The 14,692-nt window shown below is 71.4% G+C and carries 13 protein-coding genes and 1 riboswitch; of the genes, 6 read left to right on the top strand and 7 right to left on the bottom strand.

What is annotated here, in order from left to right; genetic code table 11:
* Positions 1-123 precede the first annotated feature (123 nt).
* Together ABWV20_RS10050 and ABWV20_RS10045 are read right to left on the bottom strand one after the other, a co-directional pair.
* Positions 124-969: a M23 family metallopeptidase gene (locus tag ABWV20_RS10050; RefSeq protein ID WP_353354996.1), complete on the bottom strand. Its 846-nt coding sequence runs from the start codon at positions 967-969 to the stop codon at positions 124-126.
* Between the two features lie 241 nt (positions 970-1,210).
* Positions 1,211-2,164 (bottom strand): esterase/lipase family protein, encoded by a 954-nt coding sequence (locus ABWV20_RS10045; RefSeq protein WP_353354994.1) that lies wholly within the window; start codon positions 2,162-2,164, stop codon positions 1,211-1,213.
* Between the two features lie 79 nt (positions 2,165-2,243).
* Here ABWV20_RS10045 and ABWV20_RS10040 point away from each other — a divergent pair, with 79 nt between their 5' ends.
* The 4 genes from ABWV20_RS10040 to ABWV20_RS10025 all read left to right on the top strand — a co-directional run bounded on the left by ABWV20_RS10040 (position 2,244) and on the right by ABWV20_RS10025 (position 6,611).
* Entirely contained in the window at positions 2,244-2,672 is a 429-nt protein-coding gene (locus tag ABWV20_RS10040) for a cobalamin B12-binding domain-containing protein (RefSeq protein ID WP_353354992.1), read from the top strand.
* Positions 2,673-2,842: 170 nt separating this feature from the next.
* Complete coding sequence (gene sucC / locus ABWV20_RS10035) at positions 2,843-4,024, top strand: ADP-forming succinate--CoA ligase subunit beta (RefSeq protein WP_353354991.1); 1,182 nt, start codon at positions 2,843-2,845, stop codon at positions 4,022-4,024.
* Between the two features lie 39 nt (positions 4,025-4,063).
* The gene (sucD, locus tag ABWV20_RS10030) at positions 4,064-4,957 is read left to right on the top strand and encodes a succinate--CoA ligase subunit alpha (protein WP_353354989.1); all 894 of its coding nucleotides are present in this window, start codon (positions 4,064-4,066) and stop codon (positions 4,955-4,957) included.
* Between the two features lie 295 nt (positions 4,958-5,252).
* Complete coding sequence (locus ABWV20_RS10025) at positions 5,253-6,611, top strand: cell division protein PerM (protein WP_353354987.1); 1,359 nt, start codon at positions 5,253-5,255, stop codon at positions 6,609-6,611.
* A 5-nt stretch (positions 6,612-6,616) separates the two neighbouring features.
* Here ABWV20_RS10025 and ABWV20_RS10020 read toward each other — a convergent pair whose 3' ends face one another.
* Entirely contained in the window at positions 6,617-7,015 is a 399-nt protein-coding gene (locus ABWV20_RS10020; RefSeq protein WP_353354985.1) for a hypothetical protein, read from the bottom strand.
* 62 nt (positions 7,016-7,077) lie between these two features.
* Here ABWV20_RS10020 and purN point away from each other — a divergent pair, with 62 nt between their 5' ends.
* Entirely contained in the window at positions 7,078-7,701 is a 624-nt protein-coding gene (purN, locus tag ABWV20_RS10015; protein WP_353354983.1) for a phosphoribosylglycinamide formyltransferase, read from the top strand.
* 43 nt (positions 7,702-7,744) lie between these two features.
* A riboswitch (ZMP/ZTP riboswitch) is annotated at positions 7,745-7,821 on the top strand.
* 38 nt (positions 7,822-7,859) lie between these two features.
* Positions 7,860-9,455 (top strand): bifunctional phosphoribosylaminoimidazolecarboxamide formyltransferase/IMP cyclohydrolase, encoded by a 1,596-nt coding sequence (purH, locus tag ABWV20_RS10010; RefSeq protein ID WP_353354981.1) that lies wholly within the window; start codon positions 7,860-7,862, stop codon positions 9,453-9,455.
* 73 nt (positions 9,456-9,528) lie between these two features.
* Here purH and bar read toward each other — a convergent pair whose 3' ends face one another.
* From bar to ABWV20_RS09990, 4 genes are all read right to left on the bottom strand, one after another.
* Positions 9,529-10,665 carry a barbiturase gene (bar, locus tag ABWV20_RS10005; protein ID WP_353354979.1) on the bottom strand — a complete coding sequence of 379 codons (1,137 nt, stop codon included), beginning with the start codon at positions 10,663-10,665 and terminating at the stop codon, positions 9,529-9,531.
* Between the two features lie 5 nt (positions 10,666-10,670).
* Entirely contained in the window at positions 10,671-11,630 is a 960-nt protein-coding gene (locus tag ABWV20_RS10000; protein ID WP_353354978.1) for a carbamate kinase, read from the bottom strand.
* 154 nt (positions 11,631-11,784) lie between these two features.
* On the bottom strand, positions 11,785-13,281 hold the full coding sequence (locus tag ABWV20_RS09995; protein ID WP_353355196.1) for a carboxyl transferase domain-containing protein: 1,497 nt from the start codon (positions 13,279-13,281) through the stop codon (positions 11,785-11,787).
* Positions 13,274-14,452, bottom strand: a complete 1,179-nt coding sequence (locus tag ABWV20_RS09990; protein WP_353354977.1) for a CaiB/BaiF CoA transferase family protein — start codon at positions 14,450-14,452, stop codon at positions 13,274-13,276. The genes ABWV20_RS09995 and ABWV20_RS09990 overlap by 8 nt, the downstream gene beginning before the upstream one ends.
* Positions 14,453-14,692 lie beyond the last annotated feature (240 nt).

The raw sequence follows: 14,692 nt of genomic DNA, 5'->3' as shown, positions 1-14,692 counted from the left end.
CCCCACGCCGATCGAGAGAGCAGTTCGCGACACGCCTGCGCGGGTCGAACCCGGCGCAGAGGTGTCGCGAACTGCTCTCTCGATCGAGCGCGGGCGGTGTCGCGACGTGCGCTTGACCTGGGGTCAGAGGTAGACGCCGCGAGCGGCGAGCCAGCTGCGCGGGGCGACAGCAGCGCCACCGCCCGGGTGGATCTCAAGGTGCAGGTGCGGGCCGGTGGAGTTGCCGGTGTTGCCGCTGTAGGAGACCCGCTGGCCGGGGGAGACCTCCTCGCCGATGCTGACGAGGAGACGGCTGTTGTGCGCGTACCACGAGACCGTGCCGTCCCAGTAGCGGATCTTCACCATGTAGCCGTAGCCCTCGTTGGACCAGCCGGAGAAGATCACCGTGCCGGTGGACAACGCGTAGACCGGGGTCCCGGTCGGGGCGGCGAGGTCCTGTGCGGGGTGCATCCGGCCCCAACGCCAGCCGTAGCCGGAGGTGAGGGTGTAGCCGTGGAAGGGGGTGATCCAGCGCTGGGCAAGAGCGAGGCGGCGCTTGGCCTCCGCCTCAGCCTTCTTCTTGGCAGCCGCGGCCTTGGCCGCTGCGGCCTTCTTGGCCGCGGCCTTCTCGGCGGCGATCCGCTCCAGTGCCTCCGACGCAGCCTCGGCGCCCACCTCGGCGGCCGAGCTCGCGGCCAGCCCGAGGGCGGCCTCGGCGCGGACGCCGTCACGCGAGGCCCGCAGGCTGCCGCGGTCGCCGGTGGCGGCCGCGATGGCGTCGGTGTCGGCCACGAGCCCCAGGCCCGCGACGGAGTTCGACACGTTCTTCATGGCCGCGGCCTCGGCGCTCAGCGGGGTGGCACCCGCGTCACGGACGATGAGTCCAGCAGCGACGGTGGAGGAGAGCAGGGCCACGGGGACGATGAACTGCCGACCCCGCGCGGGCTTCGTCGCGGGCCGATGACGACCCACGTAGTGGTGTGTGGACACGCAGCGCTTACCTATCTCAGACCGATTGCGAAACCCGAGAGTACCGTGACCGATTCGTTATCGAAAAATCGGTCACGGTTCTCCTTTGGTTTGCGTCGTGGAGGAGGGATCACGACCAGCCATGACACTAGGGGATGAAGGCCCGGAAGAGAAAGCACCCGCGCAACCGAATTTCTCCCGATTTGGCGGATCTGCCGCGAAATCAGCGGCGCCCCTCGCGAGGGCCTGCTGGATCCGCCTGTCAGACCTGCCCGACCCGACGTCGTGTGACCTCGCTCACACCCGGTGTCACCGTCGTCCCCGCCGTGTCCAGGTGAGCCAGCGCGGTCGAGATCCCGCGGACGACGGTGCGGGTGAACGGCAGGCTCCCGTGCCCGACCCCGTGGAGCTCGATGTTGTGGACGTTGAGGTCGGGATGGCGAAGCGCGGCGTGGTGCTGGGGCACCACCACCTGGTCGAGGTCGGACCAGTAGGCAATGAACCGTGTCCGGCAGTCACGCACCGGCTGGGCGAGCTCCCTCAGCAGCTCGCTGCCCGGTCGCAGCTGGCGCGTCAGGCCGGTGTTCCAGGCGTACGCGAGGTAGCTGCCGTGATGGGGGGTCCCGAGCGTGACGAGGGTGTGGACCCGTTGGTCGCCACCGAGGCGCGTCACGTAGTAGCGGGCGATCAGTCCACCCAGGGAGTGCCCGATGACGTGGATCCGCTCGTACCCGGTCTCGGCGACGATCCGGTCCACCTCGTCACCGAGCCGCGCCGCTGCCGCCCGCACGTCGCGGGTGCCGATCGGGTAGGTGACCGTCTCGATCCGGCCGAAGCCTCGCCGCACCAGGCCCCGGCGCAGCACGGTGAAGATCGACCGGTTGTCGACCATCCCGTGGATGAGCACGATCGGCGTCTGCGCGGCGTCGAGGTCGCACACGGAGAGCCCCCGCTGGCTCGGGGGCAGATGGTCGACCCGGTAGCCGTCGCGGTGGTGCGAGGCCCCGACGCCGATCAGCCCGAGGGGGTAGAGACCGAGGTGCAGCCCGAGCCAGGTCGCCTCCAGGGCGGCTCCCACGAGGCCGGTCGGGGTGAGCAGGGCCTTGGCGATCGCGCCGACGTGTCCGAGGACGCCGCTCGGCCGGCTCGGCCGGCTCGGCCGACTCGCAGGGGTCGGCTCATCCGGCGACGTCGTGGACCGCGCTGCGACAGGCACGCGCTGACGGTACCCGCGCCGGTGGGCGATCAATCACGTTTGGTTCCTCCGACTGCAGCGGCTGGCTAGAGTGCGCCGCATGACTACCTCCTCTGACTCAAGCGCGCCCACCGGAGCCGTCATCCGCGTCATCGTGGCCAAGCCGGGTCTGGACGGCCATGACCGTGGCGCCAAGGTGGTCGCCCGCGCCCTGCGCGACGCCGGGATGGAGGTCATCTACACCGGGCTGCACCAGACGCCCGAGCAGATCGTCGAGGCGGCGATCCAGGAGGACGCGGACGCGATCGGGCTCTCGGTGCTCAGCGGTGCGCACCTGACGCTGTTCAAGCGTGTCGTGGAGCTGCTCGCGGAGCGCGACGCCAGTGACATCGTCGTCTTCGGGGGCGGGATCATCCCGGACGGCGACATCCCGCAGCTCGCGGAGATGGGCGTCGCCAGGGTCTTCACCCCCGGTGCGACGACGCACGAGATCGTCGACTGGGTCCGCGCCCACGTCAACGCCGACTGAGGCACCCAGCCGGCCAAGCGGCATACGGCATCTGGTGCGGCGGCCGGGTGCTGAGACGGCCGTGTGATCTTCGTCCGGTCGGCAACAGCCGACTTCGGGGCGTCTTGCGCCGGGCACTAGAGTCCGAGGGTAAGCCGACTCCCGATCGATGATGAGGACGGAAAGCACCCGTGGATCTCTTCGAGTACCAAGCGCGCGACATGTTCGAGGCGCACGGCGTCCCGGTTCTCGCCGGCGCCATCGCCACCACCCCCGAGGAGGCCCGCGCCGCGGCCGAGCGAATCGGGCAGACGTCGGGCGGCGTCACGGTCGTCAAGGCCCAGGTCAAGACGGGAGGCCGCGGCAAGGCCGGCGGTGTCAAGGTCGCCAAGTCCACCGACGAGGCGCAGGCGCACGCCGAGCAGATCCTCGGCATGGACATCAAGGGCCACACCGTCCACACGGTGATGATCGCCCAGGGCGCTCGGATCGCCGAGGAGTACTACTTCTCGATCCTGCTCGACCGGGCCAACCGCAGCTACCTGGCCATGTGCTCCAAGGAGGGCGGCATGGACATCGAGCAGCTCGCCGTCGAGCGGCCCGAGGCGCTCGCCAAGGTCCAGGTGGACCCCAACGTCGGCATCGACGAGGCCAAGGCCCGCGAGATCGTCGACACGGCCGGCTTCGACGCCGAGACCGGCGCCAAGATCGTGCCCGTGCTCCTGCGTCTCTGGGAGGTCTACCGCGACGAGGACGCGACCCTCGTCGAGGTCAACCCCCTCGTCAAGACCGAGGACGGCGAGATCATCGCGCTGGACGGCAAGGTCACCCTCGACGAGAACGCCGGCTTCCGTCACCCCGACCACGAGGCGCTCGAGGACAAGTCCGCTGCCGACCCGTTCGAGGCGGAGGCGAAGGCGAAGGACCTCAACTACGTCCGTCTCGAGGGCTCCGTCGGCATCATCGGCAACGGCGCCGGCCTGGTCATGAGCACCCTTGACGTCGTCGCCTACGCCGGTGAGGAGTTCGGCGGCCAGAAGCCCGCGAACTTCCTCGACATCGGCGGCGGTGCGAGCGCCGAGGTGATGGCCAACGGCCTGCACATCATCCTGTCCGACCCGCAGGTCAAGTCCGTGTTCGTCAACGTCTTCGGCGGCATCACCTCGTGTGACGCGGTGGCCAACGGCATCGTGGGCGCGCTCGACGCGCTCGGTGACGAAGAGGACCGACCGCTCGTCGTGCGCCTCGACGGCAACAACGTGGAGGAGGGGCGCCGCATCCTCGCCGAGCGCAACCACCCCCGCGTCATCATCGAGGAGACGATGGACGGCGCCGCGCGCCGCGCCGCCGAGCTCGCCGCGGCCGCGAACTGAACCGCCCGAGACAGCAGAGACCAGAGAGAGACACAGAACATGGCTATCTTCCTCAACGCTGACTCCAAGGTCATCGTCCAGGGCATGACCGGCTCGGAGGGCATGAAGCACACGCAGCGCATGCTCAAGTCCGGCACGACCATCGTCGGCGGCGTCAACCCGCGCAAGGCGGGCACGACGGTCGACTTCGAGGGCGGCGTGTCGGTGCCGGTCTTCGGCACGGTCCAGGAGGCGATGGATGCGACCGGGGCCAACGTCACGGTCATCTTCGTGCCTGCGACGTTCACCAAGGACGCGGCCCTCGAGGCGATCGATGCCGAGATCCCGCTCGCGGTCGTCATCACCGAGGGCGTTGCCGTCAAGGACACGGCGGAGTTCTTCAACTACGCGCAGGAGAAGGGCACGACGCGCATCGTCGGCCCGAACTGCCCCGGCCTGATCACTCCCGGCGTGTCCAACGCGGGCATCATCCCCGCCGACATCTCCGGCGGCGGCCGCATCGGTCTCGTCTCGAAGTCGGGGACGCTGACCTACCAGATGATGTACGAGCTGCGTGACTTCGGCTTCTCCACGGCCGTCGGCATCGGCGGCGACCCGATCATCGGCACGACGCACATCGACTGCCTGGCTGCCTTCCAGGAGGACCCCGACACCGACGCGATCGTCATGATCGGTGAGATCGGCGGCGACGCCGAGGAGCGCGCCGCGGCCTACATCAAGGACCACGTCACGAAGCCGGTCGTCGGCTACGTCGCCGGCTTCACGGCCCCAGAGGGCAAGACGATGGGCCACGCCGGGGCGATCGTGTCCGGCTCCTCGGGCACGGCGCAGGCGAAGAAGGAGGCCCTCGAGGCCGCCGGTGTCAAGGTCGGCAAGACGCCGTCCGAGACGGCCGCCCTGATGCGCGAGATCATGCGGGGCCTGTCCGCGTAGGCCTCCGGCACGTCCCGACGGCGGCCATCCCTCACGGGGTGGCCGCCGTTCCCATGGCCGTATGCCGCTGAGCTCGCGCCCGCACGTCCCTGACCTCCCTGACCTCCCAGCCCTCCCAGCCCTCCCAGCCCTCCCGCCGCGTCCCTCCGCAACACACCCGCTCCTGGACTGCCGGTGCCGGCTGCAGATGGGGGTGGCAGGCGATATGCGGGTGTGTTGCGTCGGCGTGGGGGCTCGCCCTCGGCCGTGCGGCTTGTGACCATGGGGGCACCGGTCCTCGAGTCGCCTGTCTGGAGTGAGTCACCTGTCCTACGCCCACCACGTCTCCGCCACGTCGCGAGCCCGTTCGGCGGCGATCCGAGCCGGTGCGCTCGCGGCGGCCGGCACGCTCGCCATCGTGGTCCTGCCGGCGCTGGTCGGCTGGCTGGCGGCGCCGGAGGGGACCCTGGGGTGGTTCTCTGCCGTGCAGGTCGGGGCTGCGATCTGGTTCGTCGGCCACGGCCAGTCGATCGGCGGCGGCGGGGTGAGCATCTCGCTGACGCCGCTGGTCCTCTTCCTGCTCTTCGGCTACGTCGCGGTCCGCTGGTGCAGGCGGCTGATCGCCATCGAGCGGGCGGTCGCATCCCGGTCCGAGTGGAACCGGGTCGCCCAGCGCGGAATCGTGCCGGGGTTCCTCGTCGGCTACGTCGGCGCCGGCGCGGTCTTCTCGCTCCTGACTCTCGGCGCGCCGGTCGCTCCGGGCGTCGCCGCGGTTCCGGGCACGGCGGTGGTGCCCCTGGCCGCCCTGGGCTACCTACTCCTGCGTCCAGCCGACGCTGATGCTCCGGGATTCGTGCGGGCGTGGTTCCTGCGGGGTCCGAGCTGGCTGCCGTTCGCCTGGCGCGTCGGTTGGCGCGGTGCCGGGATGCTCCTGCTCGTCGGGCTGGGTGTCGTCGTCCTGCGGCTGCTGGTGAGTGCGCCCGAGGTGCTGCGCATCCAGGGCGACTACGGGCTGAACCTCGCGGCCGGGGTCGTCGTCGTCCTCGCCCAGGCCATGCTGCTCGGCAACGCCACGACCTGGGCTCTGGCGTTCCTGGCGGGGCCAGGCTTCTCGATCGCGACCGACTCGATGATCTCGCCCGCGTCGGCCGAGCCGGGCCTGATGCCGATGGTGCCGATCCTGGGCGCGCTGCCCAGCCAGGCGGACTACCCGGCGGCCCTGTTCGCCGTGGTCCTCCTGCCCGTCGCGTGCGGGATCGCCATCGGACGGTGGCTCGACCGGGAGGTCGAGTTCTTCGGCAACGTGCGCGCGCGGCTGATCGCGACGAGCGCGGCGGCGGTGATCGCGGTGACGGTCATCGGCCTGCTCACCTGGCTGGCCAACGGGTCCGTCGGTGTCGAACGACTGGCGGCCGTGGGCCCGGCCGTGGCTCCGATGGTCGGCGCCCTGCTCGTCGAGGTGCTGGTGGGCGCACTCGCCTGGGCGGGATGGAGCCTGTGGCGGGATCGTGCGGCGTCGCCGGAGGAGTCAGCCGCCGGCGTGCCCGAGCCGGACGACTCGGCGCAGCCCGGGCCGGGGGGATCCGCGCAGGGGCCCGAGCAGGCACGGCCGGACGCGAGCCCGCAGGGGGAGCCGGAGCCGGTCGACGAGCAGGCTCGTGGCGTCAGCCCGTAGGGCGGTCACTGGAGCAGGAACCGGGCCCCGAAGGAGCTGTCCTCGCGCAGCTGCTCGCATGCGCCTCGCGCCTGCTGGGTCTGGGCCGACTCGATGCACTGCTCGTAGGCGCTGACGTCGTCGTAGAAGACCGCCTGCACGGCAAGGGTGGAGAGCATCAGCCCGACGATCCCGAGGGTGACGGCCGGCCAGACCTTCTCGCGGCCTCGACGCAGCGCGAGGAACCGGAGCAGCCGGATGGTGAGGACCGCCGCCAGCGCCAAGGGGACCACGGCGACGAACCGCTTCGGCAGCGGCAGGTACATCGCGATGATGCCCAGCAGGACGAGCAGCGTCACCGGGAAGGTTCGTCGGGCCTTCTCGCGCGCGAAGGCCAGGTCCGGCCGCTGGTCGGGGGTGCTCATTGCTCCATCCTCACCCATCAGCGCCCGACGCCCGCCGGTGGGTCGCTCGCTAGACTCCGCGCGTGACGTCCGCGGAAGCAGCCCCTGTCGACATCGTCGTGCTCGTGTCCGGGTCGGGCACCCTCCTCCAGGCTCTGATCGACGCCGCCGAGGACCCGGCCTACGGGGTGCGCATCGCCGCCGTCGGCGCAGACCGCCCGTGCGTGGGGATCGAGCGGGCGGAGCGCGCAGGCATCGAGACCTTCGTTCTCGAGGTCGGGGACTTCGCGACCCGTGAGGAGTGGGACGGCGCGCTCACCGACCGCGTCGCGCGACACGACCCCGCGCTCGTCGTCTCGGCCGGCTTCCTCAAGCTTGTCGGGGCGACTTTCCTCGGCAGGTTCGGGGGCCGGTACCTCAACAGCCACAATGCCCTGCTGCCCGCCTTCCCCGGCATTCATGGGCCCCGCGACGCGCTCGACTACGGCGTCAAGCTCGCCGGGGCGACGCTCTTCGTCGTCGACGAGGGCGTCGACACCGGGGCCATCGTCGCCCAGTGCGCCGTGCCCGTCCTCGACGACGACACCGTCGACAGCCTCACGGAGCGGATCAAGGAGGCCGAGCGGCCGCAGCTCGTCGACTACGTGGGACGGCTCGCGCGAGAGGGCTTCGCCGTGGAGGGTCGGCGCGTCCGCCTCGGCGGCTGAGGCACGTCGGTCGATTGGGGCCGCCGGGTGCCCGGCCGGTACGCTGGCACCACACGACTGGCGCAGGTGGGCAACCACCGGGGAGTGACCGTCGGAGCATCGACCGCCTGGGTGCTCCCGTGATCCGTAGTCCCGTCCTCACAGCGCAGGAGCCAGCAATGCCCGACGGTCGCCGCCCGATCAAGCGCGCACTCATCTCCGTCTACGACAAGACCGGTCTCGAGGACCTGGCCCGTGCTCTCGACGGCGCCGGCGTGGCCATCGTCTCCACCGGGTCCACGGCCAGGACGATCGCCGCCCTCGGCATCGACGTCACACCCGTGGAGGAGCTGACGGGTTTCCCCGAGTGCCTGGAGGGCCGCGTCAAGACCCTGCACCCGAAGGTGCACGCCGGCATCCTCGCCGACACCCGCAAGCCGGACCACCTCGAGCAGCTCGCCGACCTCGGCGTCGAGGCGTTCGAGCTCGTCGTCGTCAACCTCTACCCCTTCCGCGAGACCGTGGCCTCCGGCGCCGGGGACGACGAGTGTGTCGAGCAGATCGACATCGGCGGGCCCTCGATGGTGCGCGCCGCAGCCAAGAACCACCCCAGCGTCGCGATCGTGACGAGCCCAGCGGCATACGGCCTCGTCTCGGAGGCGCTGGGAGCCGGCGGCTTCACGCTGGCCCAGCGCAAGCGGCTGGCGGCGGAGGCGTTCGTCCACACGGCGAGCTACGACAACGCGGTGGCCGGCTGGATGCAGGACTATGCCGAGGCGGGCGAGGGCGGCTTCCCCGCCTGGACCGGCGGCGACTACGCACTCGCGACGACGCTGCGCTACGGCGAGAACCCGCACCAGCAGGCTGCGCTCTATCGCAGTGGGACGCCGGGCGTCGCCTCGGCGGAGCAGCTGCACGGCAAGGAGATGTCCTACAACAACTACGTCGACACCGATGCCGCGGTCCGTGCGGCCCACGACCACGGCGACCAGCCGACCGTCGCCATCATCAAGCACGCCAACCCGTGCGGGGTCGCGGTCGGCTCGACGATCGAGGAGGCCTACGAGCGGGCCCACGCGACGGACCCCGTCTCCGCGTTCGGTGGCATCATCGCCGCGAACCGGCCGGTGACGGCGGCGATGGCCGACCGGGTCAAGGACGTCTTCACCGAGGTCATCGTGGCACCGGACTTCGAGGACGAGGCGCTGTCGATCCTCCAGGGCAAGAAGAACATCCGCATCCTTCGGCTCCCTGCTGAGCTGGCCGTGGACAGCGCTGCGCTGGAGACCCGCCCGATCTCCGGGGGGCTGCTCATGCAGAGCCCGGACCGGGTCGACGCCGTCGTGCGCGATGCCGCCGGGGCCGTGACGGGCGGGGACGACGCCTCCTCGTGGCGGCTCGTGTCCGGCGCGGCGGCGGACGAGGCGACGCTGGCGGACCTGCAGTTCGCGTGGCGGGCGATCCGAGCGGTGCGGTCCAACGCGATCCTGCTCGCCGACGACGGCGCCGCGGTCGGCATCGGCATGGGGCAGGTCAACCGGGTCGACTCGTGCTACCTGGCGGTGCGTCGTGCGGGGGAGGACCGGGCCCGGGCCTCGGTTGCCGCGTCGGACGCGTTCTTCCCGTTCGCGGACGGACTGCAGATCCTCCTCGACGCAGGGGTGCGCGCCGTGGTGGCCCCGGGTGGGTCGGTGCGTGACGCCGAGGTCATCGAGGCGGCGCAGGCCGCGGGCGTGACGATGTACTTCACGGGCACGCGCCACTTCGCCCACTGACCGGCGTCAGTCGAGAGAGCACTTCGCGACAACCCGTGTCGCGAAGTGCTCTCTCGATGGTGGGCAGCTCGGCTCAGCGGGTCCAGCGGTAGCCCGTCGGCTCGCCCTCTCCCAGGTCGACGATCGCCGCGACCGGCCCGCCCCCGTCCGGCCCCTGGTGCGCCGCCGACACCGACACGAAGACCGCTGGGTCACCGGTCACCGCGGCCGTCACGCCGCCGACGGCGGCCTTGATCTGGCGGTGCCAGTGGACGTCCGAGTCGTCGAGCATGGCGTTGCGCCGCCCGTGGACCATCCCGTCCTGACTCACCTCGCACTTGAGGAAGACGTTGACGAGGCGCCCGTCGATGTCGGTCCAGTGCGGTCGCTCGGGCAGCTCGAGGCCCGCGTCCTTGATGGCCTCCCAGATGCCGTCGGCATCGAGCGCGTCGCGCATCACCGAGTGACCGATGCGGTAGCGCCCGCCGACCCCACGGGTGTTGCCGACGACGACGACCTGCGCCTGGTCCAGCTCGACGCCGGAGGAGCACGAGGCCACCGAGGAGAACAGCGACCGGTTGTGCATGATGTCCGCGTCCGTCGGCATGTCGATCTCGCCGAGGGCGACGGCGACGCCGAGCCCGGTCGTGCCGTTCGACAGGTCCATCGACTCGTGCGTGTGCTCGGTCCACACCTTCATCCCACGCGCCTTGGCGTCCCGGATCGTGTGGATCGTCAGCAGGGGGGTCTTCGTCTGGACGTAGTGGACATCGGCAGGGTCGGTGATCCCGGCCTTCTCCATCGCGGCTCTCACTCCGGCCGCGACCTTCTCGACCATCGCGGTATAGCCGATCTCCTCGGGCTTGATCGGCTCGCTCATCGCGAAGCCGACGGTCAGCCTGAGCTCGTCGGACGGCTCGACCCGGTCCGCCGGCAGGGTGGCGAAGATGGTCGCGTGCGGGCTGATCACCCCGTCGGTCCCCCCGGACCACACGATCGGGATCTGCTTCACCTGCTCGGCCGGGGCTCCCTTGTCGACGAGCACCTCACGAAAGGCCCGGTCGGCGATGATGCGCGTGTAGTCGTTCACCCCGCCGTTGCCCTCGGTCTTGCCGATGATCGCGACGACCCGGCCCGCCTCCATGACACCGTCGTCGATGAGCCGGGCGAGCTCGGACGCGTCGGCGACGGAGTGGATCGGGACCTTGCGTACCTCGATGGCTTCTGGCACGGGACTCACCTCTCGAAATCGTTTGCGGGCGTAGGGTTCTCGATGACTGTGCCGACTCCGTGCTCCACGGCGTCGGTGATCCGGTCGAGGGCGGTGATGATGCTCCGCCGGCCGCCCGACCGCACGAACCGCAACGCGGCCTCGACCTTCGGCCCCATCGAGCCCGAGGCGAAGTGGCCGGCGGCGGCGTACTCCTCGAGCTCCTCGGGCGTCACGCGCTCGAGCGGCCGCGCCTCCGGGGTTCCCCAGCCGACGACGGCGTGGGGGACGTCGGTGGCGATGACGAGCGCGTCGGCGTCGATGGCCCGGGCGAGCAGGGCCGCGGTGCGGTCCTTGTCGATGACGGCCTCGACGCCGTGCACGGTGGCGGCGTCGGAGCGCACGACCGGGATGCCGCCCCCGCCGGCGGCCACGACGACGTAGCCGGCGCGCATCAGGGTGAGCAGCGTGTGGGCGTCGAGCACCTCGAGGGGCTCGGGGGAGGCGACGACGCGGCGCCAGCCCTTCTCGCCGCGGTCCTCCCAGACCTGGCCGAGCGCGATGAGCGGGGCGGCCTCGTCCTTGCTGAGGTAGCGGCCGATGGGCTTGGTGGGCTTGGTGAAACCGGGGTCGTCGGCATCGACGAGGGTCCGGGTGACGATGGCGGCGACGGGACGGTCCACGCCGCGCCTGGCGAGCGAGGCCTCGAGCGCGTCGAGCATGGTGAACCCGATGGTTCCCTGGGTCTGCGCCCCACACCAGTCCAGCGGGACGGGCGGGACGACATGGGCGGCGAGCTCGTTCTTGACGAGGATGTTGCCGACCTGGGGGCCGTTGCCGTGGGTGATCGCGACGTCGTGCCCTGCGGCCACGAGGTCGGCGACGTGGGACATCGCCCTGCGGATCGCGCGGCGCTGCTCGTGCGGGGCCGCGCTCCCATCGGGGCCGGTCATCGCGTTGCCGCCGAGTGCGACGAGCACCCTCATGCCACTCTCCTCGGTGTCGTTGCCGCGAGCCTAGGCAGGCGCACGGGGTGGGCGCGTTGGCAGGTCCTGCCCAACGCGGGCTTCCCCCTTGTCACTTGTCGGTATGCCGCTGAGCGCGCTCCCGACGTCCGCCCCGCCCGCTCCTCCCGCCCTGTCACAGCGTGCGGTAGCGGGCGAGCCGCGCCTCGAGCCGTTCTCGTGGGTGCTCGTGGGCCAGTGTCGCCAGCTCCTGCTGGATCGCCTGGCTCATGCGCCGGCAGAAGGCTTCGGGCTCGTCAGCGGCGTCCGGGTGCTCGGCGACGATGCGGTCGACGATGCCGTCGGCGAGCAGGTCGAGGGAGCGGACACGCTGCGCCGTCGCGAGCTCGGGGGCGTGCGTCGTGTCGCGGTGCAGGATGGCCGACGCGCCCTCGGGTGGGAGCGGTGAGAGCCACGAGTGCTGCGCGCAGATGACGCGGTCGGCCGGCATGAGTGCGAGCGCACCACCACCGGTGCCCTGGCCGAGGAGGACGCAGAGCGTCGGGGCCTCCAGGGTGACGAGGTCCGCCAGGGATCGGGCGATCTCGCCGGCCATTCCCCCTTCCTCCGCCTCCTTGGACAGGGCGGCGCCGGCGGTGTCGATGATGCTGACGAGCGGGAGGTTGAGCTCGCGGGCCAGGCCCATGCCGCGCCGGGCGACCCGAAGGCCCTTGGGGGAGAGGGGCTCCTCGAGGGTCTGGCCGCGGCGGTCCTGGCCGAGGACGACGCAGGGTGCGCCGCCGAAGCGGGCCAGGGCCATGAGCAGCCCGGGGTCGTACTCCCCGGACCCCGACCCGTGCAGCGGAAGCACGTCGGTCGCCCCGAGCTTGAGCAGGGCTCGGACGCCCGGACGGTGCTCCCGTCGCGAGCGCTCGATCGACTCCCACGCCGGGATGTCGGGCAGCGGTTCCGTGACGACGTCGGGCACGTCGGGCAGGGCCTCACGAGGACCCATGAGCACGTTGAGGGCCCGGTCGGCGGTCTCGGCGAGGGCCTCGACGGGCAGGATGGCGTCGATGAGGCCGTGCTCGAAGAGGTTCTCGGCGGTCTGCACGCCCTCCGGAAACGGCCGGCCGTAGAGCGCCTCGTAGACCCGTGGCCCGAGGAAGCCGATCATCGCCCCGGGCTCGGCGACGGTCACCTGCCCGAGCGAGCCCCAGGACGCGAGGACCCCACCCGTGGTCGGATGCCGCAGGTAGACGAGGTAGGGCAGCCGCGCCGCCTTGAACTGCGCACAGGCGGCGCTGATCTTCACCATCGCGACGAACGCCGGGGTGCCCTCCTGCATCCGCGTCCCACCGGAGCTGGGTGCCGCGAACATGGGCAGCTCCTCGCGGCGGGCCCGCTCGAAGGCGACGACGACCCGCTCGGCCGCGACCGCCCCGATGGAGCCGGCGAGGAACCGGAACTCACCCGCGATGATGGCCACGCGACGCCCGTGAATCCGACCCTCGCCGGTGATGATCGCCTCGTCGCACCCGCTGCGCTGGCGAGCGGCAGCCAGCTCAGCGGCATACGGGCTCCCCTCGGTCGTGGGCTGCACGGGCGCCGTGTCCCAGCCGACCCAGGAACCATCGTCGAGGACGGTGCCGAGGAGCTCGCGTGCGCCGAGTCGGCGCGCCTTCTCAGCCATCCGCGTCCTGCTGGTCGAGCCACGCACGGACGAGCTCGTTGTGCTCCCCGAGCAGCGGTGGGTGGAGGTGCTCGGTGCGTCCTCCGGCAAAGGCGTTGTCGTCCAGCCGGATCGGCGGGCCGGGGATCCTGATGCCGCCCAGGACCGGGTGGTCGACGTCGAGGATGAGGCCCTGTGACCTCGTCTGGTCCCACTCGTAGACCCGGTCGATCGACCGGACCTCCCCGGCGGGGACCCCGGCCTCGGCGAGCCGGGCGAGCAGCGTCACGACGTCGTAGCCGGCGAAGGCCGCCTCGAGGATCTCGATGAGCCGGTCCCGGTGCCGGACGCGCTCGCGGTTGGTGGCCAGACCGGCTGTCGCGGGGTCGATGCCGAAGGCGTCCGCCAGCTTGACCCACAGGCCCTCACTGCCACAAGCAAGCTGGATGATCCCGTCCTGCGCATGGAAGAGGCCGTACGGCGCGATCGAGGGATGGTGGTTGCCCTGGGCGTGCCCGACCTCACCGGCGACCGTGTAGCGGGTGCCCTGGAAGGCGTGGACCCCGACGATCGCTGCGAGCAGGGACGTGCGCACGACGCGACCCCGACCCGTGCGGTGCCGCTCGTGCAGGGCGGCGACGACGCCGTAGGCGCCGTACATCCCGGCGAGGAGGTCGCCGATCGGCACCCCCACCCGCTGCGGCTCGTCGGGCGACGAGCCGGTCAGCGACATCAGCCCGGCCTCGCCCTGCGCGATCTGGTCGTAGCCCGCGCGCCCGCCCTCCGGCCCGTCGTGGCCGAAGCCGCTGATCGAGAGGATGACGAGCCGGGGGTTGATCTCGTGCAGGCGTGCGGTGGGGAAACCGAGCCGGTCGAGGACGCCGGGCCGGAAGTTCTCGATGAGGACGTCGCCGTGGCGGACGAGGCGGGTCAGGGTGTCGCGCCCGTCGTCGGACTTGAGGTCGAGGGTGACGGACTCCTTGTTGCGGTTGCACGACAGGTAGTACGTCGAGATCGGGTCGTCCTCGGGGCCGACGAAGGGGGGTCCCCACCCTCGCGTGTCGTCCCCGTGGCCGGGCGTCTCGACCTTGATGACGCGGGCTCCCATGTCGCCGAGCATCATGCCCGCATGGGGGCCTGCGAGCGCGCGGGAGAGGTCGATGACGACGACGTCGTCCAGGGGTCCGCTCACGGGCGCTCCTTCGATGCCGTATGCCGCTGGGCCGGCGTGAGCCTCCACTCTGCCATTCTGCGCGGGGCCGGGGGAGTGTCAGGCGTGCTCACTGCTGACCGTGGTCGGGACCGAGGGCGCCATGGAGTTCGAGATCCGGTTGGAGCCCGACGGCACCTACACGGAGGACCCCATCCACGTCTGCTGAGGCAGCGGCGCACGTGGAGCGCGCTCCCGCTCAGGGGGTGGGTGCGGGCAGCG

It is taken from the genome of Intrasporangium sp. DVR, assembly GCF_040365325.1.
GTDB lineage: Bacteria > Actinomycetota > Actinomycetes > Actinomycetales > Dermatophilaceae > Intrasporangium.
This window is presented reverse-complemented; position numbering and strand designations above follow the sequence as displayed.